The 25,368-nt window shown below is 74.1% G+C and carries 21 protein-coding genes; 14 read left to right on the top strand and 7 right to left on the bottom strand.

What is annotated here, in order from left to right:
- Window positions 1–17: 17 nt before the first annotated feature.
- Window positions 18–1,406, top strand: coding sequence for a transcriptional regulator (locus ACZ6AA_RS19625; protein WP_380846090.1), 1,389 nt, complete (start codon window positions 18–20; stop codon window positions 1,404–1,406).
- Between the two features lie 246 nt (window positions 1,407–1,652).
- Entirely contained in the window at window positions 1,653–3,752 is a 2,100-nt protein-coding gene (locus ACZ6AA_RS19630) for a DNA polymerase III subunit gamma/tau domain-containing protein (RefSeq protein ID WP_471459128.1), read from the top strand.
- A gap of 82 nt (window positions 3,753–3,834) precedes the next feature.
- Here ACZ6AA_RS19630 and ACZ6AA_RS19635 read toward each other — a convergent pair whose 3' ends face one another.
- Window positions 3,835–5,271, bottom strand: a complete 1,437-nt coding sequence (locus tag ACZ6AA_RS19635; protein WP_471459130.1) for an ABC transporter substrate-binding protein — start codon at window positions 5,269–5,271, stop codon at window positions 3,835–3,837.
- A 118-nt stretch (window positions 5,272–5,389) separates the two neighbouring features.
- Here ACZ6AA_RS19635 and ACZ6AA_RS19640 point away from each other — a divergent pair, with 118 nt between their 5' ends.
- Both ACZ6AA_RS19640 and purU read left to right on the top strand, forming a co-directional pair.
- Window positions 5,390–5,890 carry an SCO4402 family protein gene (locus ACZ6AA_RS19640; RefSeq protein ID WP_468457229.1) on the top strand — a complete coding sequence of 167 codons (501 nt, stop codon included), beginning with the start codon at window positions 5,390–5,392 and terminating at the stop codon, window positions 5,888–5,890.
- Between the two features lie 137 nt (window positions 5,891–6,027).
- A complete protein-coding gene (gene purU, locus ACZ6AA_RS19645; protein ID WP_468457227.1) occupies window positions 6,028–6,921 on the top strand; it encodes a formyltetrahydrofolate deformylase in 894 nt (297 codons plus the stop codon).
- A 217-nt stretch (window positions 6,922–7,138) separates the two neighbouring features.
- Here the strand turns inward: purU and ACZ6AA_RS19650 are convergent, their stop codons facing one another.
- Window positions 7,139–8,650, bottom strand: a complete 1,512-nt coding sequence (locus ACZ6AA_RS19650; protein ID WP_471459132.1) for an MDMPI N domain containing protein — start codon at window positions 8,648–8,650, stop codon at window positions 7,139–7,141.
- A complete protein-coding gene (locus tag ACZ6AA_RS19655) occupies window positions 8,647–9,252 on the bottom strand; it encodes a sigma-70 family RNA polymerase sigma factor (RefSeq protein WP_471459134.1) in 606 nt (201 codons plus the stop codon). Before ACZ6AA_RS19655 ends, ACZ6AA_RS19650 begins: the two co-directional genes overlap by 4 nt.
- A 356-nt stretch (window positions 9,253–9,608) precedes the next feature.
- On the opposite strand from ACZ6AA_RS19655, the gene ACZ6AA_RS19660 reads away from it, so the two are divergent.
- Both ACZ6AA_RS19660 and ACZ6AA_RS19665 read left to right on the top strand, forming a co-directional pair.
- The gene (locus ACZ6AA_RS19660) at window positions 9,609–9,983 is read left to right on the top strand and encodes an STAS domain-containing protein (protein WP_030361542.1); all 375 of its coding nucleotides are present in this window, start codon (window positions 9,609–9,611) and stop codon (window positions 9,981–9,983) included.
- A 305-nt stretch (window positions 9,984–10,288) separates the two neighbouring features.
- Window positions 10,289–10,786: an EF-hand domain-containing protein gene (locus tag ACZ6AA_RS19665; protein WP_468457222.1), complete on the top strand. Its 498-nt coding sequence runs from the start codon at window positions 10,289–10,291 to the stop codon at window positions 10,784–10,786.
- 78 nt (window positions 10,787–10,864) lie between these two features.
- Here ACZ6AA_RS19665 and ACZ6AA_RS19670 read toward each other — a convergent pair whose 3' ends face one another.
- Window positions 10,865–12,418, bottom strand: a complete 1,554-nt coding sequence (locus ACZ6AA_RS19670; protein WP_471459137.1) for a class I adenylate-forming enzyme family protein — start codon at window positions 12,416–12,418, stop codon at window positions 10,865–10,867.
- Between the two features lie 160 nt (window positions 12,419–12,578).
- Between ACZ6AA_RS19670 and ACZ6AA_RS19675 the strand changes: the two genes are divergently transcribed.
- The 3 genes from ACZ6AA_RS19675 (at window position 12,579) to ACZ6AA_RS19685 (ending at window position 15,547) form a co-directional block, all read left to right on the top strand.
- A complete protein-coding gene (locus ACZ6AA_RS19675) occupies window positions 12,579–13,721 on the top strand; it encodes an acyl-CoA dehydrogenase family protein (RefSeq protein WP_468457218.1) in 1,143 nt (380 codons plus the stop codon).
- Between the two features lie 7 nt (window positions 13,722–13,728).
- Window positions 13,729–14,598, top strand: a complete 870-nt coding sequence (locus ACZ6AA_RS19680; protein ID WP_471459139.1) for an acyl-CoA dehydrogenase family protein — start codon at window positions 13,729–13,731, stop codon at window positions 14,596–14,598.
- 478 nt (window positions 14,599–15,076) lie between these two features.
- On the top strand, window positions 15,077–15,547 hold the full coding sequence (locus ACZ6AA_RS19685) for an ATP-binding protein (protein ID WP_190116156.1): 471 nt from the start codon (window positions 15,077–15,079) through the stop codon (window positions 15,545–15,547).
- Window positions 15,548–16,142: 595 nt separating this feature from the next.
- Here the strand turns inward: ACZ6AA_RS19685 and ACZ6AA_RS19690 are convergent.
- Window positions 16,143–17,063: a cyclase family protein gene (locus ACZ6AA_RS19690; RefSeq protein ID WP_468457530.1), complete on the bottom strand. Its 921-nt coding sequence runs from the start codon at window positions 17,061–17,063 to the stop codon at window positions 16,143–16,145.
- A gap of 137 nt (window positions 17,064–17,200) precedes the next feature.
- Between ACZ6AA_RS19690 and ACZ6AA_RS19695 the strand changes: the two genes are divergently transcribed.
- From ACZ6AA_RS19695 to ACZ6AA_RS19710, 4 genes are all read left to right on the top strand, one after another.
- Window positions 17,201–18,226 (top strand): SDR family NAD(P)-dependent oxidoreductase, encoded by a 1,026-nt coding sequence (locus tag ACZ6AA_RS19695; protein WP_471459141.1) that lies wholly within the window; start codon window positions 17,201–17,203, stop codon window positions 18,224–18,226.
- Between the two features lie 8 nt (window positions 18,227–18,234).
- Entirely contained in the window at window positions 18,235–19,470 is a 1,236-nt protein-coding gene (locus ACZ6AA_RS19700; protein WP_471459143.1) for an acyl-CoA dehydrogenase family protein, read from the top strand.
- Entirely contained in the window at window positions 19,467–20,516 is a 1,050-nt protein-coding gene (locus ACZ6AA_RS19705; protein WP_468457210.1) for a Zn-dependent alcohol dehydrogenase, read from the top strand. The genes ACZ6AA_RS19700 and ACZ6AA_RS19705 overlap by 4 nt, the downstream gene beginning before the upstream one ends.
- 91 nt (window positions 20,517–20,607) lie before the next feature.
- Window positions 20,608–21,891: an MFS transporter gene (locus ACZ6AA_RS19710; RefSeq protein WP_471459145.1), complete on the top strand. Its 1,284-nt coding sequence runs from the start codon at window positions 20,608–20,610 to the stop codon at window positions 21,889–21,891.
- A 211-nt stretch (window positions 21,892–22,102) separates the two neighbouring features.
- Here ACZ6AA_RS19710 and ACZ6AA_RS19715 read toward each other — a convergent pair whose 3' ends face one another.
- Together ACZ6AA_RS19715 and ACZ6AA_RS19720 are read right to left on the bottom strand one after the other, a co-directional pair.
- Complete coding sequence (locus tag ACZ6AA_RS19715; RefSeq protein ID WP_471459147.1) at window positions 22,103–22,675, bottom strand: GNAT family N-acetyltransferase; 573 nt, start codon at window positions 22,673–22,675, stop codon at window positions 22,103–22,105.
- A gap of 111 nt (window positions 22,676–22,786) precedes the next feature.
- Window positions 22,787–23,845, bottom strand: coding sequence for a GlxA family transcriptional regulator (locus tag ACZ6AA_RS19720; RefSeq protein WP_471459149.1), 1,059 nt, complete (start codon window positions 23,843–23,845; stop codon window positions 22,787–22,789).
- 72 nt (window positions 23,846–23,917) lie between these two features.
- On the opposite strand from ACZ6AA_RS19720, the gene ACZ6AA_RS19725 reads away from it, so the two are divergent.
- Window positions 23,918–25,366 carry an MFS transporter gene (locus ACZ6AA_RS19725; protein WP_471459151.1) on the top strand — a complete coding sequence of 483 codons (1,449 nt, stop codon included), beginning with the start codon at window positions 23,918–23,920 and terminating at the stop codon, window positions 25,364–25,366.
- The last annotated feature ends 2 nt before the right edge of the window (window positions 25,367–25,368 follow it).

Consider the following 25,368-nt stretch of genomic DNA (forward strand, 5'->3'; position numbering starts at 1 on the left):
CACACAGGGGGTACGCCATGGCCGCCAGGCCTCTCGTCGCACGGCAGCCGAACGAACGGCTGCAGGCGCTCATTCAGGAAGCCGGCTGTTCCAACGCCGGACTGGCCCGTCGCGTGAACATGTGCGGCGCGGAGCACGGTCTCGACCTTCGATACGACAAGACGTCGGTGGCTCGCTGGCTGCGCGGCCAGCAGCCGCGCGGGCGCGCGCCGGGCATCATCGCCGAGGCGCTCGGCCGCAAGCTGGGGCGCACGGTCACGATCGACGAGATCGGCATGGCGAACGGCAAGAACCTCGCCTCCGGCGTGGGTCTGCAGTTCTCGCCCACCGTGCTCGGCGCGATCGAGCAGGTCTGCGAGCTGTGGCGCAGCGACGTGGGCAGGCGGGACTTCCTGTCCGGCTCGTCCGTCGCCGCGTCCGCGCTCGTGGAGCCGAGCAGGGACTGGCTGATCTCCTCGCCGGACGCGCAGGTCGGCCGCACGGCCGGGCCGCGCGTCGGGCTCTCGGACGTGGCCGCCGTGAAGGCGATGACGGAGGCCCTGACGCAACTGGACCACCAGTACGGCAGCGGGCACGTGCGCCCCGTCGTCGTGCACTACCTCAACTCCGTCGTCTCCGGGCTGCTCGCGGGCTCCTACCGCGAGGCCGTGGGCCGCGAACTGTTCGCCGCGGTCGCGCGGTTGACGGAACTGGCCGGATACATGGCCGTCGACACGGGCCAGCCCGGCCTCGCCCAGCGCTACTACATCCAGGCCCTGCGCCTGGCCCAGGCGGCGGGCGACCGGGGGTACGGCGGGTACGTGCTCGCGGCGTCGATGAGTCACCTCGCCGCGCAGCTCGGCAACCCGCGCGAGATCGCGCAGTTGGCGCGGGCGGCGCAGGAGGGGGCGCGCGGGCGGGTCTCGCCGCGCGCGGAGTCGATGTTCTACGCCGCGGAGGCGCGGGGCCACGCCCTGCTCGGCGACGCCCGGTCCACGCAGATCGTGGCGGGGCGCGCCGTCGAGGCGATGGAGCGGGCCGTGGGCGAGGAGGACTCGGGCGACGACCCGGTGTGGATCCGCCACTTCGACCAGGCGTATCTCGCCGACGAACTCGCGCACTGCCACCGCGACTTGGGTCAGGCCGACGCCGCGGCCCGGTGCGCGGAGGAGTCCCTGGCCGGGCATCCGCCGACCCGGGCGCGCCGCCGCGCCATCGGCCTGGTGCTGCTCGCCACGGCCCAGGTGCAGCGCCGCGAGATCGAACAGGCCTGCCACACCGGCCTGAAGGCGGTCGAACTCCTCGGCACCCTGCGGTCCAACCGCGGCGCGGAGTACCTGGACGACTTCCAGCAGCGGCTCGAACCGTTCCGGGAGGAGCCGGTGGTACGCGAGTTCGGGGCGCGGCTCGACCTGCAGGCGGCGTGACGGTCGCCACGGCGCGTACGGCCGCTGACGGACTGTTGGGGGGCGTGTGGCGTGAAAGGGGCGTAGGAAACCCCCGCGCCGGGACGCACGCCCCCTTCAACAGCGTCTGCCGTACTACATCTGTTACTCAAGTGACACCTGCGTCAGGGGTGGCGTCCGGCGTGCTCTGAGCTGCGTGGCCGAGCGCCACGGGGACCCGGTAGCGTGAGCCGACGTTCCGAAGGTCCCCCATTCGTAGGAGTCCCGGTGACGCAGCAGAGCGGGCAAGGCGCTGCTTCCTCCGAACCGCAGCAACCCGCGGCGCGGCACGCGCACGAGGGCATCGTGCTGCCCGCGGACGGCAGCGAGCCGCTGATGCCGGGCACCACCGGCGACCACGCCGCCCCACCCGTCGGCAGCCCCTGGGGCGACCCCTGGGGCCCCGAGACCGCGTCACCCGCACCACCCGCACCGGGCGCGGGCCAGGCCTGGGGCACGCCGCAGCAGCCCGCCGGGGGCTACCAGCAGGCCCACCAGGAGCCCGCCGCGCCCTACCAGCCGCCGTCCCAGCAGGAGCCCGCCGCGCCGCCGCAGGGCCGGGCCGGGGTGCCGCTGCCGCCGGAGGGCACGCCGCTGCCGCCCGCGGGGCCGCCGGAGGCCGCGTCGTACCCGGACTCCTCTTCGTACGGGGGCGCCGGTTACGGCGGGTCGTACGGGGCGCCGCTGCCGCCCGAGGGGGCGGGGCAGGGGTTCGCGCCCGGGGCGGGTGCGATGCCCGGCCAGGGCGCGGGGGCGATGCCCGGGGCGGACCGAATACCGGGTCAGGGGCAGGGTCCGACACCCGCTGAGGGGCATCCGATGCTGCCTCAGGGGTACGACCAGTTCCAGGGGCAGGGTCGGCTCCAGAGCCAGGCGCAGGGCCAGTTCCCGGGGCGCAACCCGAGCCAGGCCCAGCCGGAGGCGCAGCCCCCCTTCCAGGGTCAGCCCCCGATGCAGGCCCAGCCGCAGGCGCAGGGCCCGAACCACGGCCGGCCCCAGCCGCCCGGCCAGTTCCACCCCCAGGGCGCCCACCAGAGCCACCCGCTCCCCCCGGCCGGGCACGGCCAAGAGCACGGCCAGGGGCAAGGGCACGGGGTGCCCGACGCCTCGTACGGCGGGCACGCCCCCGCGCCGCTTCCGCCCGCCGTGCCGGGAGGCATGCCGCTCCCGTCGGCGGGACAGGGCGCCGGGGCGCACGACGGTGGCTACGGGACGCCGCCGCCCGCCGCCGACGCGGGTGGACGGCACGCGGCGCCCGCGCCCGCACCCAGTGGGCCCGACGCCGAGGCCACCCAGTTCATCGCCCCCGTCGGCGGCCCCGCCTCCCCCGGCGCGCTGCCGCCCGAGATGCCCGCCGACGGCTCCACCCAGTTCCTCGGCCGGGCCGGGGACGTCATGCCCGCCGCCCCGGACGACAACGCGCCCACCCAGTTCATCGCGCCGATCACGGACGGCGGCGCCCCCGCGGGCCCGCCCGCCGCCAACGCCTCGTACGGCGTGCGCCCCGGCGAGCCGGGGGACCGGCAGCCGCCCGCCGAGTTCGACAGCCTCTTCCGCCGGGAGCCGGAGCCCGACGAGGGCCCCGCGTCGACCCAGCAGATGCCGCGCTTCCAGACGGCCGCCGCCGCGCCCGCCCCGGGCCCCGTGGCCGAGCCGGAGCCCGCGGCCGGGCGCAAGGGCCGGGGCCGTACCGGCTCCAAGACGCCGCTGCTCGTGGCCGTCGGCGTCGCCATCGCCGTGCTCGGCGTCGGCGCGGGCGCGATGCTCTCCGGCGGGGGCGACGACGACAAGAAGGACGACGACAACCAGCCGCTCGCCGCGACCGCCCCGGCCGGGGACGAGGAGTCCAAGAAGCCGTCGCCGAGCGCCGACCCCGCCAAGAAGCAGGCCGTCGCCCTGGACAAGCTCCTCGCGGACAGCAACAACAGCCGCGAGTCGGTGATCGGCGCCGTCCGCGACGTCGGCAGGTGCGACAACCTGCGGCAGGCCGCCACCGACCTGCGGGACGCCGCCAAGCAGCGCAACGGCCTCGTCGGCAGGCTCTCCGGCCTCACCGTCGACAGGCTGCCCTCGAACCAGCGCCTGACCGCCGAGCTGAACAAGGCGTGGAAGGCGTCCGCGTCCGCCGACAACCACTACGCCGCGTGGGCCGACCAGGTCGCCCGCAAGAAGGGCTGCCGCAAGGGCCACGCCCGCCAGACCAACCACTCGGCCGCGGGCAACCGCGCGAGCGGCGAGGCGACCCGCGCGAAGCAGCAGGCGGCGACGCTGTGGAACGCCATCGCGACGCGGCACGGCCTCACCAAGCGGAGTCCGACGCAGCTGTGAGGCACCCAGCCGTGAGCGCGCGGACGCGGACGTGAACGGCCGGTGCCCCCGAGCGATTCGGGGGCACCGGCCGTTCGGGCGTTCAGCGGGCCGACTCCAGGGTCTTCTCCACGTTCACGAACTGCTTGCGGGCGAGGATCAGGCGCCCGTCCCGCACCACCTGGAAGGTGACGTCCGCGTTCACCAGGCGCGGATAGTCGCCCGCCGCCAGCATGTCCTCGAAGCGCCAGCTCAGCATCGGCGTGAGCCCGCCCGTGTCCACGCGCAGGCCCTGGTCGAGGGTGCGGCGCAGCGAACGGGCGGTGACGGCGTCGCCGTTCAGGGACTCGACGGCCTGCCGCAGCACGGTGAAGGCGATCCATGTGGTCTGGGTGCCCGCGTCCGTCGCGTCGACGCGGTTGTCGCCGAAGGCGTGCTCGCGGATGACCTCGCGCATCTTCGACCAGCGCGCGTCACTGGAGGCCGGGTACCAGCCGGTGACGTACGCCCCCTCGTACGGGCCGTTCGCGCCGCCCGTCCGGTCGACGAGGGACTGGTCGACACTGCCGAGCACGGAGGCGGTGCGCACCGGCGGGTACGCGTCCTCGGTGCGCCGGAACGAGTCGAAGAAGGTGTCAGTGCGGGCGCCGAGGGCGGCCGCGACACAGCCCGCCTTGCCGCCCGCGCGGGGCCCGGCGGCGTCCCGCGTGCCGATGGCACCGGCACTGCCGGAGCCCGAGCCGGACCCTCCGCTTCCACCGGAGCCGGTCCCCGAGCCGGAGCCCGACCCGGAGCCCGCCCCCGCCCCGGAGCCCGTGCTGCCGGACGCCCGGTTCAGTGCCTGCTCGGCCTGCGCCGTGTAGTCCGTGCCGTCCTCGGGCGCCCGGATGTCGGCGGACGCCGACCGGTTGCCCTGGGCGAGGCCGGAGTCGAGGAGCTTGGAGAGGTTGTCGCCCGCTATGGTGTCCGGCCGCACCAGCGAGACGCGGTCGCAGACGTCGGCGAGCTGGCGCCCGTTGCCCGCGAGCAGCGCGGGCTGCCCGCCGTTGACGGGGTACGACAGCGGGCTCGAGAACTCCTCGTCGGTGAGGCCGTAGCCCCCGATGTACGGAATGCCCGCCGCCTCCAGCGGCCCGAAGAACGCGCGGCCGTGCGGGCTGTAGGAGCCGACGACGGCGGCGACGTCCTCCTCCACGGCCCGCCGGGCGCAGTTGCCCGCGCCGACCGGGTTGTTGCGTTCGTTGCAGGTGATGACTTCGAGCTTGCGGCCGTCGAGGCCGCCGCTGTCGTTGACCCAGCGGGCGTACGCCTTGGCCATCGCGGGCATGCCGGGCTTGTTGGTCGCCCGGGTGTGCTCCGGCGCCCAGGTCATGACCGTGACGGGGTCATCCTCGGAACCCCCCGTGGTACCGGGGATGACCCCACAGCCGACGGCCAGGGACGCACACGCCGCCACGACCACCGCGCCGAACAGCGCTTTTCTCGCTCGGGGCGCGGTCTGGTCGGGGCGGGGAGGGAAGACGCGTCGCAAGGCGGTCATGGACACGCACGATTCCGGCAGCGGACCAACCGCGGAGTGACGCGTATTCAACGGTTGGTGACCAGAGAGTGAACTGGTGGGGCCGTAAGCGCGTAGGGGATGTGGGAACGTACGATCGATGACCGTGCAAGGAACGGAGAAGTCTTCCCGTCGCGGCCGTCGGTCGACGACCATAGGCGGCATGCCAACGAACGACATGCCGTGGTGGCGCTGGCGCAGCAACGTGCGCTCGGCGCTGCACATGCTCTCCGACCCGGTCTTCCAGCGTGAGTGCTGGCTCGCCGGGCGCGAGGAGTACGGGGATGTGACCGACGCCGTGTACCGCCTGGTCGAGGACACGTGGCTGGACAACTGGTCCGCGGAGAAGTACGTCGGGACGATCTTCAGGGACTCCCAGGAGGCGGCGCTCGTCGACGCCGCCGTGCTGCGGGTGCTGCGCATCATGCACGAGGCGGGCCCGGACGCGGCGGTGTCCGTGTATCTGGACCACCCCGGCTGGCCGGACGCGGTGCGGGCGGCCCGGGACGCGCATGTGCGGCTCGCGACCGCGGACGGGGAGGACCCGGACGGGGCGCCGCGGACGCTCGAGGTCCTGCGGATCCTCACGCGGTCGGGCTGACGGGTTCTCGTACGCGCTCGGGCTGACTCGATCTCGTACGCCGGGCCGGTCGATCGGCTCCGGTACGTGGCCCGGGGCGGGCGCGGGGGGTTCGGCGGCGGTCCGTGGGGTGCCCCCGGGTATGGGACCCTGGGCGGATGAACGAGCAGTCCGCCGTCGCCAGTGACCAGCGCGCCGACCGCGCCGAACAGTACGTCCTCACCCTCTCCTGCCCCGACAAACAGGGCATCGTGCACGCCGTGTCGAGCTACCTCTTCATGACCGGCTGCAACATCGAGGACAGCCAGCAGTTCGGCGACCACGACACCGGACTCTTCTTCATGCGGGTGCACTTCTCGGCCGAGTCGCCCGTCACCCTCGACAAGCTGCGCGCCAGCTTCGCGGCGATCGGTGACTCCTTCCAGATGGACTGGCAGCTCCACCGCGCCGACCAGAAGATGCGGATCGTCCTGCTGGTGTCGAAGTTCGGGCACTGCCTGAACGACCTGCTGTTCCGCTCGCGCATCGGCGCGCTGCCCGTCGAGATCGCGGCGGTCGTCTCCAACCACACCGACTTCGCCGAGCTCGCCGCCTCGTACGACGTTCCCTTCCACCACATTCCGGTGACGCGGGACACCAAGGCCGAGGCGGAGGCGCGGCTGCTGCAGCTGGTGCGGGACGAGGAGGTCGAGCTGGTCGTGCTCGCCCGGTACATGCAGGTCCTCTCCGACGACCTGTGCAAGGAGCTCAGCGGGCGGATCATCAACATCCACCACTCGTTCCTGCCGAGCTTCAAGGGGGCGCGGCCCTATCACCAGGCGCATGCGCGTGGTGTGAAGCTGATCGGTGCGACCGCGCACTATGTGACCGCCGAGCTCGACGAGGGGCCGATCATCGAGCAGGAGGTCGAGCGGGTGGGCCACGGGGTCACCCCCGACCAGCTTGTGGCCGTCGGCCGGGATGTGGAGTGCCAGGCGCTGGCGCGGGCCGTGAAGTGGCACGCCGAGCACCGCATCCTCCTCAACGGCCACCGCACCGTCGTCTTCGCCTAGCCCCGGCCTCCGGCCCGGGCCGCGCCACACCTCCGGTGCCGGGTCCGGCCGTTCGGCGTCGCCAGGGCCGGTGGGCGGTTTCCCCGCGCTGCGCGCGGGGCCTGCCCCATCCGTTTGCTCCGCACCGGACGGTCACCCGGGGCCGAACGCTCTCGCCCCCGGTCGACGGTCGCGTCAGCGTCGGCCTTGAGGTGACGGGCCTCCGGGGGGCGCCGGGCTACAGGCGGCTCAGCGACGCCGCTGCGAACAGGACGTCGCGGATCGCCTCGCGGTCGCCCAGCTGGCCGGCGGCGGCCTCCTCGGGGGCCACGTGCCCCGCCGCCAGGCGGCAGAACTCCACGCCGTCCAGGGCGATGTGCGCGACCTCGGACTCGGCGGACCCGCTCGCCCCGGGGGAGTCCAGCGGGATGAACCATTCGCCGCCGCCGACCCCCTCGACCTCCAGGCGCAGGCTGCGCCCCGGCGCCCCCGCCGCGACCAACTCGCGGGAGGGCGCGGCCCGGCCGGAGCGCCGCCGCTCGGCGAGGGTGGTCGGCAGCATCCGGGCCGCCAGGTCGATCATGTGGTGGAGGTGCCGGGGCGAGGGCGGCTCGTAGGGGTAGTCCACCGCCTCGGCGATGTCCTCCGCGTGGATCCAGCACTCGAAGGCCCGCTCCACCATCGAGTCCCGCAGGGGCAGTTCGACCCGCTGCCCGTCCTCGCCGGGCGCGTCCTCCGCCGTGCCGTACCCCACGGCTAGCCGCCCCGACCCGCCGCCCGCGAAGGACACGGTCCGGATCAGCTCGTGCGTCTGGTCCCGCCAGGGCCCGCGTACCGCGCGCGTGGGCGGGAAGTGCGAGGCGCGCCAGAACACCTCCGTGCGCCGGGTCGGGTCCGGCACCGGCGGGGCCTCCACACCGAGCGGATCCTGCAGGCCGAGCGCCGTGCCGACCAGGCCGTCGACGGCGAGGAGGTGCGCGATCACCCCGGCGACCGTCGTCTTGCGGCTCACGGGCCCGTCGTTCTCGAACCACCGCAGCCGCACCGGCGCGTGCCACTCGGCGTCCCCGATGTCCTGGAGCAGCGCGTCGAGCCGTGCCGTCTCGGCGTCGTACGGAGCGGCCCACTCGGGCAGCGGGATGCGCGGCGGGCGCCGCCCCAGGCAGCTCTCCAGGACGCGCGTCCGCAGGCCCGGATCGAGGTCGAGGCTCTCCTCGGGGTGCAGCAGGCCGACGGCCTCGCGCAGCCGCAGCGCCTCCTCCGCGCACGGCCCGCAGGTGCCCAGATGTTCCTCGACGGCCATCGACTCCTGGGCGGAGCAGGCGGCGAGCGCCCAGGCCCCGAGCAGCGACTTCAGCACTTGATGGTCGAACGCGTCGGCGTCCCGCGCCCCCATACCCACACCCCCGTCCGACGCGGCCCCCGCCCCCGTCCCAGCTTCCGATCCGGCACCCGTACCAGTACGCGTACCTGTACTCGTGCCTTCGTCGGCCTCCGCGCCCCGCGCCGCGTCGGCCTCCGGCCCCGTCCCCCAGTCTGCGCCCGGCTCCCGCGCCCCGTCCCCGGCCCCCCGCTGCGGAGTTCCCCAGCCCTCCGGCAGCGGGCCCCCGCCGTCCTCCACCGAGACCCGCGGCGCGGGTATGCGCGGCGCACCGCCGCCGGTGCGTCCCGCCGCGCCGGGGGCCTCCTCGCCGTCGGGGCGGGACGGGCCGTCGTCCTCGTACGGGTCCGGCTGGTCGGGCCTGGTCACAGTGCTCTCCCGTAGCCGTGGGCCCCGGTGTCGGTGGGCTCGTCGGCGGGCGCGGTGTCGTGCGCGGTGTCGTGCGCGGTGGAGAGGAGCTGGAGGCCGAGGCGGAGCCTGCGGCGGGCCTCGTCCTCGGTGACGCCGAGGTCCGCGGCGGTCTGGCGATAGTCCCGGCGCTGGAAATAGGCCAATTCGAGGGCGGCGCGCAGCGGGGCGGGCATGGCGGTGACGATGTAGTCGGCGCGGGCGGCGGCGGAGGCGCGGCGGACCGTGCGCTCCAGGTCCTCGGTGGTGCCCTCGCCGCCACGGGCGAGCGCCGCGGACTCGGTCTGGCGCAGCCGGCGCACGGCCTGCTGGTGGGCGAGCATGGCGATCCAGGAGCGCAGCGGGCCCTGCTTGGGGTCGTACGCCTCGGGGTTCTCCCAGACGTGGGTGAAGACCTCGCGCGTGATGCGGTCGGCCGCCGCCACGTCGCCGAGGACGCGGTGCGCGAGGCCGTGCACCAGCGACGCGAAGTGGTCGTACAGCTCGCCGAGCGCGGCTGCCTCTCCGTGTGCCAGGCGCTGCTGCATGCGGCGGTCCCAGCGACGCGGCGCGTCCTTCGGCATGCGGCCCCCTCGTGCGCTAGCCGTTCTCAGTCCTCACCCTCACCGTTACATCGAATGTAGTCGGCGGCACTGACAGCGCACCGCCCTTTCCCCGCGCTTTCCCGTTCTTTGCGGCAAAGCGGGCCCCGGCGCGGCCGCGAATGATATTGAACTCGGCCTCGGTCGGCGGCCCGCTTCCGGGACGCGTGGGGCTCTGGTGTTTCATGGAAGAGCCGTGGGGCAGCCGCGAAAGAGGAACCGAAGGAGCGGCTTCCGGATCAGTGGACGAGAGCACGACGCCGACCATGGCCTCCCGCTCGACGGACGAGGGCCGGATCGACGGACGAGAGTCGGATCGACGGACGAGAGGCTGACGCGTGGCGCTGAAGGTGGCCGTGGGCGAGCAGGGCGACTGGGTCGTGCTGCGGGTGTCGGGGGAGATGGACCTCCTGGCGTCACCCGTGCTGCGCCAGCGCGTGCACGACGCCGTGGCCGAGGGCCGCCGCAGCCTGGTCCTCGACCTGTCCGACGTGTTCTTCTGCGACTCCAGCGGTGTCGGCGTACTGATCACCACGCGCCGTCTGATGCGCTCCTGCCGCGGCCGGCTGCGCCTGATCCTGCCCGCACAGGGCGCCGTCGACGGCTCGCACGTGAACCGCGTCCTCGCCGCCCTCGGCGTACGCCGCCTCTTCGAGGTGTACCCGGACGCCGAGTCGGCCGTCGACGACAGCGCCGCGCCGCTGACCGCGTAGCCCGCGCGGCCGGGACCGAGGGCAAGCGGAGGGCAACCGGAGCCCCACGTCCCGGTCAAGATCAGAATGCTGATACAACCGTCCCGAGCGGATGCCGCGACCGGCGCGCGCCGCGTCAGGATCGCGCCCGTGACACACCTGTGTCCCGGAATTCCAGCGGTCTTGGCACAGGCGTCGCTTTTCCGCCTCCCGGCGGGCGACGGCGTCGTACGCTCCTGGACAGATACCTGTAGTACGGCCGCCCGGCTCCGGTCGCGGCGGCCGAACCCCCCCAACCGCATGAGAAGTGAGGCGGCCCGAAGACCATGGACAGTGCCGAGTACGAACGCAGGATCGCGGCCCGTTTCGCCACCTTCGACCAGGACGGCAACGGCTACATCTCCCGTGAGGACTTCAGCACGGCGGCCAAGGCGCTGCTCGCGGAGTTCGGGGTGACGGCGCGGTCCGAGAAGGGCCAGGCCCTCTACATCGGGGCCGAGGCGTTCTGGCAGGGCATGGCGGGCATCGCCGACCGGGACGGGGACCAGCGGATCACCCGGGACGAGTTCGTGGGCGGCGCCGTGAAGCGGCTGCGCGACAACCCCGCGCGGTTCGCGGAGATCGCCCGGCCGTTCCTGCACGCGCTGATCGCCCTGGCGGACGGCGACGGCGACGGGTCGGTCACCGGCGCGGAGGTCGAGCGGGTGCTGCGGGTCCTCGGCGTGCAGCCGGGCGTCGCCGCGCAGGCCGCCGCCGACCTGGGCCCGGTCACCGAGGACCAGGTGGTCACCGCCTTCGCTTCGTACTTCACGGTCCCCGAGTAGGACGTACGCTTCACGGCCCCCGAGCAGGGCGTACGTTCACCGCTTCTGTCGTGAGCCACGCGCACGCACGCGCGTGGCTCACGCCGAATAGCGCTCCCGCAGCTTGTACTTGAGGACCTTCCGCAGCGCCTCGTTGCGGGGCAGCGCCGTCACCAGCTCCAGGCGCTCCGGCAGCTTGTGCACGGACAGGCCCTGGCCGCGCAGGTACGCGGTGGCCTCCGGGAGCGTCAACGCGGGGGCGCCGGGGGCCCGTTCCACGACCGCGCACACCCGCTCGCCGCGCTCCGCGTCCGGCAGGCCGATCACGGCCACGTCGGCCACCGCGGGGTGGGTGTGCAGCAGGTCCTCGATCTCCTTGGCGGAGATGTTCTCGCCCTTGCGGATGATGATGTCCTTGGCGCGGCCCGTGAGCACGAGATGCCCCGACTCCCGTACGTGCCCGAGGTCCCCGGTGATCAGGAACCCGTCCGCGTCGAAGGCGGCCCGGGTGGCGGCCGCGTCCAAGTAGCCCGCGCAGACGGCCTCGCCGCGCAGCCGGACCTCGCCGTCGGTGCCGGCCGGCAGTTCCTTGCCGTCGGCGTCGGTGACGCGGATCTCCATCCCGGCGGGCGGGCGCCCTTCCGTGGTGGCCAGGTTCTCGGCGGTGTCGTCGGGGTCGCCCATCGTGATCATCGGGACCTCGGTCATGCCGTAGCCGTGCGTCAGTTGGCAGCCGAGTTCGCGTACGACGGCGTGGTAGATGTCGGGGGGCTTGGGGGCGCCGCCGCCCGCGAGCAGGCGGAGCGTGGGGATGAGGGGCTCGGCGGGCCGCTCGCGCCGCTGGGCCAGGAACATCGAGTAGAACGCCGTCGAGCCGCCCGCGACCGTCACCCCGTGCCGCCGGTAGCCGGCCAGCGCGTCCGGCAGCGCGAAGTGCTCGAACATGACGGCGGGGAAGCCGTACAGGAGCAGCATCACCGTGTAGTCGGGGCCCGCGATGTGCGCGAAGGGGAAGGCCATCGAGCCCACGTCGGCGGGTGTCAGGCGCAGCGCGTGCGCCAGGCAGGAGCCGCCCGCGATCAGGGAGCGGTCGGTGTGCAGGACGCCCTTGGGGTCGGACGTCGTCCCCGACGTCCAGTAGATCCAGCGCACCGCGCGGCCGTCGGTGGGCGGCGGGGGCAGCACGCCCGGGTCGCCCTCGGGCAGTTCGTCGTACGCGGTGAACACGCCGCGCGCGCCGAGCCGCCGGGCGAGGCCGGTGTGGTCGTAGCCCCGCCACACCCCCGGCACCGCGAAGTACGCGGCCTTCGACTCCCGCAGCGCGAAGCCGACCTCGCGGTCCCGGTAGAACGGGATCACGGGTGACTGGACGGCGCCGATCCGGGCGAGCGCGAAGGACAGGACGGCGGTCTCGATCCGCGTCGGCAACTGCCAGGCGACGACCGTCCCCGGCCGCACCCCCATCCCGTACAGCCCCGCCGCCACCCGCTCGCAGGCGTCCCGAAGCCCGCCGAAGGTGAGGACGCGGTCGGCGGCGGGGTCGGCGGCGGCCTGGATCAGGGCGGGGGCGTCCGGGGTGAGGGCGGCGCGGCGCTCGATCAGCTCCCAGAGCGTTCCGCAGGCGCTCAGGGCATGGGCGGTGTCGTCGTGCACGGCGGCCCCCTCGTGGTCGCGGTGGTGCCCGGGACGGCGATGTCTGACGGGCTGTCAGATCGTGCGGTGAGCGTAGAGCCCCGCTCCTTGTCGGTCCAGGGGTGCGGAGCTAGCCTGCTGGCTGACGATCCGTCAGAAATGGTCGGGCGAGGGGACCTCGATGGACCTGACGTACACGGAGGAAGAGGAAGTCTTCCGGGCGGGGCTGCGGGGGTGGCTCGCCGAGGTGCTGCCGAAGCTGCCCGGGAAGCCGTCGCCCGACGACTGGCCGGGGCGGCGGGCGTACGACACCGCGTGGCAGCGGACGCTCCACGACGCGGGGTACGGCGAGGTGCACTGGGACGCGTCCCCGACCCGGCGGCTGATCTTCCTGGAGGAGACCGAGAAGGCCGGTGCCCCCTACGTGGGCGCCAACTTCGTCGGCCTGCTGCACGCCGGACCCACCATCGCCTCCGAAGGCACCCCCGAGCAGCGGGAGCGGTGGCTGCCGCCGATGCTGCGCGGGGACGAGGTGTGGTGCCAGGGCTTCAGCGAACCGGACGCCGGATCCGACCTCGCGTCGCTGCGCACGCGCGCGTGGCGGGACGGCGACGACTACGTAGTGAGCGGTTCGAAGATCTGGACCTCGCACGCGGAGGTCGCCGACTGGTGCGAACTCCTGGTACGGACCACCCCCGTGAGCGCACAGACGCCCAAGCACCGGGGCATCACCTGGCTCGCGCTTCCCATGGACGCGGCCGGGATCACCGTGCGCCCGCTGCGGACCCTCGCGGGCACCGCCGAGTTCGCCGAGGTGTTCCTCGACGAGGTGCGGGTGCCGGTCGCCAACCGGGTGGGCGCCGAGAACGACGGGTGGCGCGTGACCATGGTGACCCTGTCGTTCGAGCGGGGCACGGCCTTCGTGGGGGAGGTCGTGGCCTGCCGGCGGCTGCTCGGCGACCTTGCCCGCGCCGCGCGCGCCGACGGGCGCTGGGACGACCCGGTCCTGCGGCGCGGGCTCGGGCGCCTCAGCGCGGAGTTCGCCGCCCTGTGGCGGCTCACCCAGTGGAACGTCAGCGAGGCCCAGCGCACCGGCGGCGTCCCCGGCGTCGGCGGCTCCGTCTTCAAGCTGCGCTACTCGCACGCCCGTCAGGAGCTGTACGACACGGCGGCCCAGGTGCTCGGCCCCGGCGCCCTCGACCTCGACGAGCCCTGGACGCGCGAACGCCTCTCCTCGCTGTCGTACACCATCGCCGCCGGAACCTCGCAGATCCAGCGGAACATCGTCGCCGAGCGGATCCTCGGCCTGCCGAAGGGGCGGTGAGCGGCGCATGGACTTCCAACTCAGTGATGATCAACGGGCGTTGCGGCGGGGCCTGCGGGACGTGCTCGAAGGGCGGTTCGGCCGGGACGCGCTGCGGGCCGCCGTCGCGGAGCCCCGCCTCGACCGGAAGCTGTGGCGGGCTCTGGGCGACGCGGGGTTCTTCGCGCTCTGCCTGCCCGAGGACGCGGGCGGCGTCGGACTCGGCCTGCCCGAGGCCGTGTTGGCCTTCGAGGAGGCGGGGCGGGTGCTGCTGCCCGGGCCCGCCGTGGCGACGTTCCTCGCGGCCGGGGAGGTCGCGGGCGCCGCCGAGGGGAGGACGGCCGTCACCGCCGCCGAAGGGCCGTTCGTGCCGTGGCTGGACGAGGCCGACGTGGTGCGGGGGGACGTGGCGGGGGCGGTGGCCGTACGGTCCGTCGATCCGCTGACGCCCCTGCACCGGGTGCGTGGTCGGGGGTCCGGCGGGGAGGCCCAGGACCCCCGCGCCGCCCTGCTCCGCGCCGCCGAACAGCTCGGCTCCGCCGCCCGCACCGGCGAGCTGGCCGTCCAACACGCCCGGGAGCGGGAACAGTTCGGCGGCCCCGTCGGCCGCTTCCAGGCCGTGCAGCACCTGTGCGCCGACATGCTGGTCCGCGCGGAGCTGGCCCGCGTCGCCGTGTACGCCGCCGCGGTCACCGGCGACCCGCTCGAAGCCGTCGGGGCCCGGCTGCTCGCCGACGACGCGGCCGTGCGCAACGCCCGTGACTGTCTGCAAGCGCACGGTGGCATGGGGTTCACCTGGGAGTCCGACGTCCATCTGCATCTGAAGCGGGCGTGGGTGCGGGCGGGGCTCGGCGCAGGCCCGGCGGCGGCCGAGGAGGCGCTGGCGGCGGCGCTGTGAGCGGCGCCGGGAGGGGGTCGGTGCGGGTGGCCGAAGGGGCGGCGCGGGCCCGGTTTCATGATCGACTTGTGCGGCCGGGGAAAGGCGGTAAGGCTACTGAGCGTCGCACCGAGCGTCGATATCGGGTTGTGTCCTAGGCGTGACTCGTCGCGACGCGGAGTCGACGCCCGGCTCCGGTACCTTGTGTCAGATGCGAGAGGTCCTGAGGCCGAGCTGTGCCGGTGTTGCCCCCGAGGCAACTCCGTGCCTGGTAACGCGCTCCTCTCGCCGCGCAGGACGAGGCCGAGCGCCCGCCTGTTCGACACCCTGCGGCGCGCGTCGCACAGTATGCCGCACGCGTACTCCTTCGCGCTGGAATATGCCCGAAGCGCTTGTTGGGGTGACTGAACGTCAACCATGCTGTCTCTCAAGGGTTTCACGTTCTGTGACCTTGTGGAGTCACGAGGCGATGTGTCCGCCGGTTCGGATGGTGTGAGCGGTGCAGGTGCTTCAAGTTCAGCTGGAAGTAGGTCCCGATCCCGCGGAAGTGGGCCGGGCCCGCAGATGGGCCCGGTCGCGGCTCGCCGGGTCGGGCATAGCTGCCGACGAGCCGGTGGCCGAGACGCTGATCCTGCTGATCTCGGAGCTGGTCACCAACGCCGTTGTGCACACGGGCTGTCCGGCCGTCCTGCGCATGCTGCTGCCCGGAGTCCCCGCCGACGAGCCCGGCACCGTCCGCGTCGAGGTCGCCGACCGCAGCGCCCGTCCGCCCCGCCCCCGGCACGCCGAGGGCGACGACACCAACGGCCGCGGCCTGGAGCTGGTCGACGGACTCGCCGACCGCTGGGGCTGGCGCCACGAGGGCACCGGCAAGAGCATCTGGTGCGAGGTCGACCGGTGCGAGGCGGGCACCCCCGCCGTCACCTTCGACGGGACCACCCACGAGGACGTCGCGTACGAAGCGGTGTAGCGCCCGCGGGCCAAGCGGTCCGGTCGGCCCGCCGCTCCGGCTCACCCTCCGCTCCGGCTCACCCGCCGCCCCGCCCGCCCGCAGCCCCGGCCGCACCCGTGCGACCCCCCGTACGAAACCGTGTGACCCCAGGGCGAATCCGTGTGACCCCCGACCGCCCCCGCTCCCCGCCTGCCTCCCTCCGTGGCCGCACGACGCCCCGCGCACCCGCGCCGCCCGGCGTGCCGTCGTATGCGCCGTCCCGTGCCCCGATGCGCGGCCGTGCGCGGGCAGGGGCAAAAACGGCAAACCCCATAAATCCCCGACTCGGTGTTGACGTACCGTGACCAATTGATCACGCTGGTGGGCAGCGATTCGCCGCGAGGGGACGCCGAGGGGCGCTGGCGCCTGTGGCCCGGTCCTTGGCGAGGTGCGGATCGTGATTCGGCGTGGCGCTCCTTCAGGGCAGAAGGGGGGCGGGGGCTCGTACGCCGGAGCCGGATGGCGGCGCGCGGTACAGCGCTCGGGGCGGGCGCCGACGCGCCGCCACCCGAACTCCGACCCGGAGGTCCATGCTCGGACCCGGGGCCCGCGGACCCGCTCGGGGTCCGCCGACTCAGAAGACCGCGACCGGTGCCACCGGTGCGCCCGTCGCGCCGGTGAAGGGCTCCGGGGTCGCCGACAGCAGGAAGCTGTGGCGGCGCTCTTCTCCACAGGCTGTGGACAACTCTTCGAGATTCCAGTTCTGGCCCTGCGGCATGCCCATCTCGACCAGGTCCAGGGCGTGTACCGGCAGCCACAGGTTCTCGATCTCCGGCGGGAAGATCTCGAAGGTCAGCGTGTCATTGGCGACGGCCGCCACGTCCCGCGCGTGGAACCACTCCGGCGTCCGCACCGAAAGACCCGGCGACGGATAACCGTAACCGCGCCGGTCACCCGCCAGATACGCCTGGACGTGCCCCGTCCGTACGAGGACGACGTCCCCGGCGCCGACGGTGACGCCCCCGAACTCCGCCGCCTCGTCGAGGTCCTCGGGGGTCACCGCGTGATCGGCGGGCAGTCGGTCGAGGCCCTTGGCGCGGGCCACGTCGAGCAGGACGCCGCGCGAGACGACGTACGCGGCCGTGCCGATGCCGCTGAAGCGGGCGCCCCCGTGCGCGGTGATCGTGTCCGCGGGGCGGCCGTTGTAGATCAGGCCCGAGTGCGAGGCGTGCGGAAGCGCGTCCCAGTGCGTGGCCGCCTGCAGGCCCATCGTGACGATGTCGTCGCTGGTCGCGACCGAACCGGGCCCGAAGAGCGGCTGGTTGATCTGCACCATCGTGTGCAGCGGATTGACGCGGCCGGGGATCGATCCTGTCTGCACGCCGTCGCGGCGCAGCGGCAGCGCGAGCGGCACCCGGCGGCCCGAGCGGACCGTGGCGGCGGCCGCGCGCACCACCTCGTCGGTGATCAGGTTCAGGGTGCCGATCTCGTCGTCGGCGCCCCAGCGGCCCCAGTTGTTGACGCGCTCGGCGATGTCGAGGAACTCGGGCGGCATGGGCGGGGCGGATGACGCGGCCGGGGCGGCCGCGGGGTCGGACGGCGCTGACATGAGTGCTCCCCGGGGCTTGTCTTCCGGTGTCTGACGGGCCATAAAATCTAACGGTCCGTCAGAAACCGCGGGAAGGGGCCGGTGTGGGGAACTTCTTGGCAGGCAAGGTGGTCGCCGTCACGGGCGCCGGACGGGGCATCGGCAGGGCGGTCGCGCTCGCCGCGGCGGCCGAGGGCGCGCAGGTCGTCGTCAACGACTACGGGGTGTCCGTCGAGGGCGCCGAGCCCACCAGCGAGGTCGCCGCGGCCGTCGTCAAGGAGATCGAGGCGGCGGGCGGCGAGGCGGTGGCCGTCGCGGACGACATCTCCACGATGGCGGGCGGCCAGCGGATCGTGGACGTGGCGCTCGCCCGCTACGGGCGCGTGGACGGCGTCGTGTGCGTGGCCGGGATCCTGCGCGAACGCATGCTGTTCAACATGGCGGAGGAGGAGTGGGACCCGGTCGTCGCCACCCATCTGAAGGGCACCTTCACCGCCTTCAGGGCCGCGTCCGCCGTCATGCGCAAACAGGGCTCCGGCACCCTCATCGGTTTCACCAGCGGCAACCACCAGGGCTCCGTCGCCCAGGCCAACTACAGCGCCGCCAAGGGCGGCATCATCTCCCTGGTCCGCAGCGCCGCCCTCGGCCTGCACAAGTACGGCATCACCGCCAACGCCGTCGCCCCCGTCGCCCGCACCCGGATGTCCGCGAACGTCCCCATGGAGCTGACGGAGATCGGCGACCCCGAGGACGTGGCCGCGCTCGTCGTCTATCTGCTCAGCGACCGCGCGCGCCAGGAGCGCATCACCGGCCAGGTGTACACCGTCGCGGGCCCCAAGATCGCCGTCTGGGCGCAGCCGCGCGAGCTGCGCGCCGGGTACGCCGAGGGCGGCTGGACGCCGGAGCGGATCGCGGAGTTCCTGCCCGGGACGGTCGGCACGGACCCGATGCCGCTGCTCACGAAGCTGGAGGAGATGGCTCGGGCCGCGGCGGCCAAGGAGCGGCCCAACGCGGGGGTGGCGCCTGGGGGGAGGCCGGGTGGTGGGGGCTCCGGTGCGGGTCCCGGCCCAGGTGGCGGACCCGGTGCCGCCCCCGCCCCCTCCTCCTCCTCCTCCCGCCCCGACGCCTAGGCCGCGCCGTGGACTTCGAGTTCGGGGCCGCGGACGAGGCGTTCCGGCGGGAGGCGCGGGAGTGGCTCCAGGAGCGGCTGACCGGGGAGTTCGCGGGGGCCGCGGGGCGCGGTGGGCCCGGCAGCGAGCACGAGCGCGGGGACGTGCGGCGGGCGTGGGAGCGGGAGCTGGGGCGGGGCGGGTGGATCGGGATCGGCTGGGACACGGGCCGGGGCGCCGACGGGTCCGCGTACGGCATCCGGCGGGCCACGCTGACCCAGCAGGTCGTCTGGGCCGAGGAGTACGCGCGCGTGCGCGCGCCGGGCCGCTGCGGCCACATCGGCGAGAACCTGCTGGCGCCCACCCTCCTCGCGCACGGCAGCAAGGAGCAGCAGGACGAGTTCCTGCCGGCCATCGCCCGCGGCGAGACCCTGTGGTGCCAGGGGTACAGCGAACCCGGCGCCGGATCCGACCTGGCGGGCCTGCGCACCACGGCCGTGCGGGACGCCGACGGGACGTACCGGATCACCGGACAGAAGATCTGGACGTCCCTCGCGCACGAGGCGGACTGGTGCTTCGTCCTGGCCCGCACCGAGCCCGGGTCGCGCCGCCACCACGGCCTGTCCTTCCTGCTCCTGCCCATGGACCAGCCCGGCCGTGTCGACGTACGGCCGATCCGGCAGCTGACCGGCACGAGCGAGTTCAACGAGGTCTTCTTCGACGGGGCACGCGCGCGTGCCGCCCACGTCGTCGGCGGCGAGGGCAACGGCTGGCGGGTCGCCATGGGGCTGCTCGGCTTCGAGCGCGGGGTGTCCACGCTGGCCCAGCAGATCGGCTTCACCGAGGAGTTGGGGCGGGTCGTGCGGGAGGCGCTGCGGGGCGGGACGGCGGCGGATCCGGTGCTGCGGGACCGGCTCGTGCGGCAGTGGGCTCAGCTGCGGGTGATGCGGTGGAACGCGCTGCGGACGCTGGGCAACGGCGGTGGGGTCGCGGGCGCGCCGAGCGTCGCGAAGCTGCTGTGGGGCGGCTGGCACCAGCGGCTCGGCGAGCTGGCGATGGCCGTGCGCGGGACGGCCGCCGCCGTCGGGCCCACGGACTGGAGCGCGGCCGCTCCGTACGAACTGGACGCGCTCCAGCGCCTGTTCCTGTTCTCCCGCGCCGACACGATCTACGGCGGCTCGGACGAGATCCAGCGGAACATCATCGCCGAGCGGGTGCTCGGACTGCCGAGAGAGGCCAAGGGGCCGGTGAGGGGTACGCCATGAGGGGCGTGGTGTTCGACGGGGTGCGGGTCGAGGTCGTCGACGACCTGGAGATACGCGACCCGGGGCCCGGGGAGGTCCTGGTCGCCGTCGCGGCGGCCGGGCTGTGCCACAGCGACCTGTCGGTGATCGACGGCACCATCCCGTTCCCGCCGCCCGTGGTCCTGGGGCACGAGGGCGCGGGCGTCGTCGAGGCGGTCGGCCCGGGGGTCGCGCACGTCGCGCCCGGCGACCACGTGGCCCTGTCCACCATCGCCAACTGCGGGGCCTGCGCGCAGTGCCACCGGGGCCGCCCCACCATGTGCCGCAAGGCCATCGGGATGCCCCAACAGCCGTTCTCGCGCGCGGGCAAGCCGCTGTACCAGTTCGCCGCGAACTCGGCGTTCGCCGAACGCACCCTCGTCAAGGCCGTGCAGGCCGTCCGCATCCCCAAGGAGATCCCGCTGACCTCGGCGGCCCTCATCGGCTGCGGTGTCGTCACCGGCGTCGGCGCCGCGCTCAACCGCGCGCGGGTCGCGTACGGGGACTCCGTCGTCGTCATCGGCACGGGCGGCATCGGCCTCAACGTCCTCCAGGGCGCGCGCATCGCCGGGGCCACGACCATCGTCGCCGTCGACGCCAACCCCGAGAAGGAGGCGGTGGCGCGGCAGTTCGGCGCCACGCACTTCCTGCCGTCCGCGGAGGGCGTGCCGGACATCCTGCCGAACGGCGCCGACCACGCCTTCGAGTGCGTCGGCCGCGTCGAGCTGATCCGCCAGGCCGTCGACCTCCTCGACCGCCACGGCCAGGCCGTCCTGCTCGGCGTACCGCCCGCCACGGCCGAGGCCTCGTTCCTCGTCTCGTCCCTGTTCCTGGACAAGTCGATCCTCGGCTGCCGCTACGGCTCGGCGCGCCCGCAGCGGGACTTCGCGCTGTACGCCGACCTGTACCTGGCCGGGCGGCTGCTCCTGGACGAGCTGGTGACGCGGACGTATCCGGTGGAGGAGTTCGCGGTGGCGCGGCGGGACGCGGAGGTGGGGAGGGTGGCTCGGGGGGTGCTGGTGTTCTGACGCCGCTGTCGTCGTAGCCGGGTTCCGGCCCCCTCCGCCCCGAGGGAAAAGCCGTGGGGCGATGTCAGTGGCGTGTCCTACCTTCGTACGCATGAGCTATCGCGAGATCGCGTCGCGGGGGACCCTCGCCTGGGCCGCCGTGGCCGTGGGCGCCCGGATGCCCGTGGCCATGGCGCCGCTCGCCGTGGTGTTCCTGGTCCGCGAGCGGGACGGCGGGTACGCGCTGGGCGCGATCCTGGCCGCGGTGTACGTGATCGGCGAGATCGCGGGGGCCGCGCTCCTCGGCATGCGGATGCGGGCCGAGCGGGCGCGGCCGCAGCTGGCCGTCGGCCTCGGCGTGGGCGCGGTGGGCTTCGCGGTCCTCGGCGCGCTGCCGGACGCGCCCGCCGTGGTGCTCGCGGCCTGCGCGTTCGTCGCGGGCGGTGCCCCCGGCGCGGCGCCCGGCGGGCTGCGCGCGCTGCTCAACAGCCTGGTCCCGGAGCGGGCCGTGGCGCAGGCCATGTCCGCCGAGTCCGTCCTGGTCTTCGGCATATGGGCCGTCGCGCCCGCGGCCGTCACGGGCCTCGCGCTCGGCGTGGCACCCGGCCTGCCCCTGCTTCTGGCCGCCGTCCTGATGGGGCTTTCCGTGGCCGGTCTCTGGCTGCTGCCCGTCGGCTGGAAGGCGGACGAGTCCGACCGGGACGGCGAGCCGATGCTGCGCATCATGGCCCGCGCCTGGCCGGTGTACGTGACCGGCGCGGCGGGCCTTTCCCTGCTCGCCCTCGCCGAGCTGGTGCTGCCCGCGCTCCTGGAGCAGCGCGAGATATCCGTCGGCATGTCGGGCCCGCTCCTCGCGGGTCTCGCGGTCAGCTCGGCGGCCGGGTCGTTCGTGTACGGGCTGCGGAAGTGGCCCGGACGGCTGCGCACGCAGAGCCTGGTGTGCATGCTCGGCGTCAGCGGCTGCCTGGCCGCGGTCGCCGTCCTGCCCACAGCCACGTGGCTGGCCGTCGGCCTCGCCTGCGCCGGTTTCCTCCAGGCGGGCTCGATGCTCACCCGCAACCTGACCCTGCGCGAGGTCCTGCCCCCGAGCGCGCTGGCGGCGGGCTATTCCCTGATGTACGCGGCGGTGGGGGCGGGTTACGCCGTCAGCGGGTCCATGGCCGGGGGCCTCCTCAGCGTCACGACCCCGTCGACGGCCATCCTGGCGGGGGTCGCGCTGACGGTCGTCCTGACCCTGGTGGGGACCCTGGCGGAGGTGCGGCCCGGGCCTGTGGGCGGTGGGGGGATCGCGGCGGGTTCGGGGGGTGGTGCGGGGGACCGTTCGGTGGACGGTGCGGTGGGTGCGGCCGACGGTGCGGTGGACGCGGAGGGCTCCGGGTCGGGGCGGAGGTGCTGAAGGCTGGGGGGAGGGTGTGGGGTGCGGCCCGGGACGGGGAGCGGCGCCCCGCGCGGGCGCTGGGTCGGCCATGCCATCTGGGCCTGTGGGCCCTGGCTCGTCGCCCCGCAGGTGCGGGGACCACCACTCCCACGCGGTCCCCTCCGCCTTGTTGGGCGGAACACCCCCGCATGTGGCGGGGACCACGGGCGCCCCTGCCCGTGGTCGGGGCTCAACCTCTCGGCGCGGGCGCCGACTTCGCCGCCCGCCACTCCGGCGCGAGCACCGACCAGATCTCCTCGTCGTGCCGCTGCCCCCGGTACAGATAGCTCTCCCGGAGGATGCCGTCGCGGGTCATGCCGAGGCGGCGGGCGACGGCGATGCTGGGGGTGTTGGCCGAGGAGACCCACCAGTCGACGCGGTGGATGCCGCGGTCCTCGACGGCCCAGTCGATGAGGGCGCGGGCGGCCCGGGTCACCAGGCCCCTGCCGGCCGCCGCGGGCTCCAGCCAGCAGCCCGCCTCGGCGGTGCCCTGGGCCACGTCCATGGTGCGCAGGATCACCGCGCCGACCAGCTCGCCGTCCAGGTGGATGCCGCAGATCCGGCCGGTGTCGGTGGCGGCCTTGTCGGCGTACGCCTGGAGGTAGGCCCGAGCGGAGGCCAGGTCGTGGACGACGTCCGGCAGGCCGTTGTGCTGCCCGATGAACTCCCGCCCCCGGTCGATGTGGGCCAGGAACTCCTCGGCCTGCCAGGGCTCCAACGGGCGCAGCTCCGCACCGTCGGCTCCCAGGGATATCGCGTACATGGTCGGCGCCTCCCCGATGTTCGTGCGTCGCGCTTCGTGCGTCGCGCTTCGTTCTTCGGTCGCTGTGCTGGCCGTGCGCCCATTGTCGGCGGGTTGTCGGCGGGCGCGCCGTCAGTGGTCCTGGCGTGTGTCCTCCGCCCGGAACGTCCGACGGTACGCCGTCGGCGTCACGCCGAGCGCCGCCTGCAAGTGCTGCCGCATCGACTGCGCCGTACCGAACCCCGCGTCCCGCGCGACCTGGTCGACCGACAGGTCGCTGGATTCGAGGAGGTGCCGCGCCCGCTCCACCCGCTGCCGCGTCAGCCACTGCCCGGGGCTGACCCCGACCTCCTCGCGGAAGCGCCGCGTGAAGGTGCGCACGGACATCGCCTCCTGCTCGGCCATGTCCCGCAGCTGGATCGGCTCGTGCAGCCGGCCGAGCGCCCACGCCCGCGCCATGGTGGTCGTCGCCAACTGGGGCTCGGGGATGGGTCGTTGGATGTACTGGGCCTGCCCGCCGTCGCGATGCGGCGGTACGACGGTGCGCCGGGCCACCTCGTTGGCGACCCCGGTGCCGTGGTCACGGCGTACCAGGTGCAGACACAGATCGAGGCCCGCGGCGACCCCCGCCGAGGTCAGCACGTCGCCGTCGTCGATGAACAGCACGTCCGCGTCGACCTTGATCCGCGGGAACAGCCGCTGGAAGTGGTCCGCCGAGGACCAGTGCGTGGTCGCGGGCCGCCCGTCCAGCCAGCCCGCGGCGGCCAGGACGTAGCTGCCGGTGCAGATGGAGACGAGGCGGGCGCCGGGCCTCAGGTGGGCGAGGGCGGCGGCCAGTTCGTCGGTGAGGCGGCCTTCCTCGTACACGGGCCCCAGCTCGTACGAGGCGGAGACGACGAGCGTGTCCGCCTCGGCGAGGGCCTCCGGGCCGTGCTCGACGAGGATCGCGTAGTCCGCGTCTGTGCGGACGGGGCCCGGCGGCCGGGCGGAGCAGGTGACGACGTCGTACAGCCGATCACCCGCGGAGTTCCGCGCCCGACCGAAGATCCGCTGCGGGATGCCCAGCTCGAAGGGGATGACGCCGTCGAGGGCGAGGACGACGACGCGGTGGCGCCGCGTCGGCGCGTGCTGCTCCGCCTGCTCGGCGGTTCGCTCCCGCTGCTCCGCGGTTCGCTCCCGGGCTTCGCTCATGGCCCGATCCTAGCGAATGCTGTCCTTTGGGCCACTCGATGGCGGGGGCCGCTGCTGCGGATGCTGTGTGACGTGAACGAGACAACCGATCCGCGGGTGCGGAACGCTGGGCCGGAGCTGTCGAAGCCGCCGCAGTCGCCGCGGCCGCAGGAGTCGCAGGCGCAGGCGCGGCCGTCGCGGTCGCAGCCGCACTCGCAGCCGTCGCAGCCGCACTCGCAGCCGTCGCAGTCGCCGCAGCCGCGGGAGGGCGGCGGCAGTGGCCGGACCCGGAAGTTCCGTATCCACCGGGCCTGGTTCGTCGCCGCCGTCGCCTTCGTGACGATCATCGGCGGCGCCGCCTTCAACTCCCTGCCGGGCCTGCTCATCGACCCGCTGCACGAGGAGTTCGACTGGTCGCGCGGCGAGATCGGCTTCGCGGTCTCGATCGACATGGCGCTGTACGGCCTGACCGCGCCGTTCGCCGCCGCGCTCATGGACCGCTTCGGCATCCGCAAGGTCGTGGTGGCGGCGCTGAGCCTGGTCGCGGCGGGCGCGCTGCTCAGCGTATGGATGACGGCGAGCTGGCAGCTGATGCTCTACTGGGGCCTGCTCGTCGGCCTCGGCACCGGATCGATGGCGCTCGCCTTCTCGGCGACGGTCACCAACCGCTGGTTCGTGGCGCGGCGCGGCCTGGTCACGGGCATCCTGACGGCGGCGGGGGCCTCCGGCCAGCTGGTGTTCCTGCCGCTGTGCGCGTGGATCGTGGACGAGCACGGGTGGCGCCCGGCGTCGGTGACGGTCGCGCTTGCCGCGCTGGTCGTGGTGCCGTTCGTGTGGCTGCTGCTGCGCGACCATCCGGCGGACGTCGGACTCGCCCCGTACGGAGGGGAGTTCACGCCGAAGCCGGAGCCCACGCGGGGCGCGGCGCGGCGGACGCTGCGGGTGCTCGCGGACGCGGCGAGGACGGGGCCGTTCTGGCTGCTCGCGGGCTCGTTCGCGATCTGCGGCGCCTCGACGAACGGCCTGATCCGCACGCACTTCGTACCGTCCGCGCACGACCACGGCATGCAGATCACCGCGGCGGCGTCGCTGCTCGCGGTCATCGGCGTCTTCGACGTGGTCGGAACGATCGCCTCCGGCTGGCTGACGGACCGCTTCGAGTCCCGCCGCCTGCTCGCGGTCTACTACGGCCTGCGCGGCATCTCGCTCCTCTTCCTGCCGATGCTGCTCGCGCCGACCGTGCACCCGCCGATGATCTTCTTCATCATCTTCTACGGCCTCGACTGGGTCGCCACGGTGCCGCCGACGCTGGCGCTGTGCCGCGAGCACTACGGCGAGGACAGCGCGATCGTCTTCGGCTGGGTCCTGGCGTCGCACCAGGTCGGCGCGGCGGTGGTCGCGTTCCTCGGCGGGGTGGCGCGGGACGTCTTCGGGAGCTACGACGTGGTCTGGTACGCGTCCGGGGCGCTGTGTGCGGCGGCGGCGCTGATGGTGTTGGTGATTCGGCGGAGGGGGGTGGGGGGTGGGGAGTTGGTGGTGTGAGG

It is taken from the genome of Streptomyces sp. NPDC040610, from assembly GCF_055594065.1.

Bases quoted from the DNA above. Each gene is read 5' to 3' on its own strand.
- ACZ6AA_RS19635 (WP_471459130.1), bottom strand. From the start codon at position 5,271: ATGACCGCCTTGCGACGCGTCTTCCCTCCCCGCCCCGACCAGACCGCG.
- ACZ6AA_RS19715 (WP_471459147.1), bottom strand. From the start codon at position 22,675: ATGTACGCGATATCCCTGGGAGCCGACGGTGCGGAGCTGCGCCCGTTG.
- ACZ6AA_RS19680 (WP_471459139.1), top strand. From the start codon at position 13,729: ATGGACTTCCAACTCAGTGATGATCAACGGGCGTTGCGGCGGGGCCTG.
- ACZ6AA_RS19710 (WP_471459145.1), top strand. From the start codon at position 20,608: ATGAGCTATCGCGAGATCGCGTCGCGGGGGACCCTCGCCTGGGCCGCC.
- ACZ6AA_RS19675 (WP_468457218.1), top strand. From the start codon at position 12,579: ATGGACCTGACGTACACGGAGGAAGAGGAAGTCTTCCGGGCGGGGCTG.
- ACZ6AA_RS19640 (WP_468457229.1), top strand. From the start codon at position 5,390: ATGACCGTGCAAGGAACGGAGAAGTCTTCCCGTCGCGGCCGTCGGTCG.
- ACZ6AA_RS19655 (WP_471459134.1), bottom strand. From the start codon at position 9,252: ATGCCGAAGGACGCGCCGCGTCGCTGGGACCGCCGCATGCAGCAGCGC.
- ACZ6AA_RS19705 (WP_468457210.1), top strand. From the start codon at position 19,467: ATGAGGGGCGTGGTGTTCGACGGGGTGCGGGTCGAGGTCGTCGACGAC.
- ACZ6AA_RS19625 (WP_380846090.1), top strand. From the start codon at position 18: ATGGCCGCCAGGCCTCTCGTCGCACGGCAGCCGAACGAACGGCTGCAG.
- purU (WP_468457227.1), top strand. From the start codon at position 6,028: ATGAACGAGCAGTCCGCCGTCGCCAGTGACCAGCGCGCCGACCGCGCC.
- ACZ6AA_RS19720 (WP_471459149.1), bottom strand. From the start codon at position 23,845: ATGAGCGAAGCCCGGGAGCGAACCGCGGAGCAGCGGGAGCGAACCGCC.
- ACZ6AA_RS19665 (WP_468457222.1), top strand. From the start codon at position 10,289: ATGGACAGTGCCGAGTACGAACGCAGGATCGCGGCCCGTTTCGCCACC.
- ACZ6AA_RS19690 (WP_468457530.1), bottom strand. From the start codon at position 17,063: ATGCCGCCCGAGTTCCTCGACATCGCCGAGCGCGTCAACAACTGGGGC.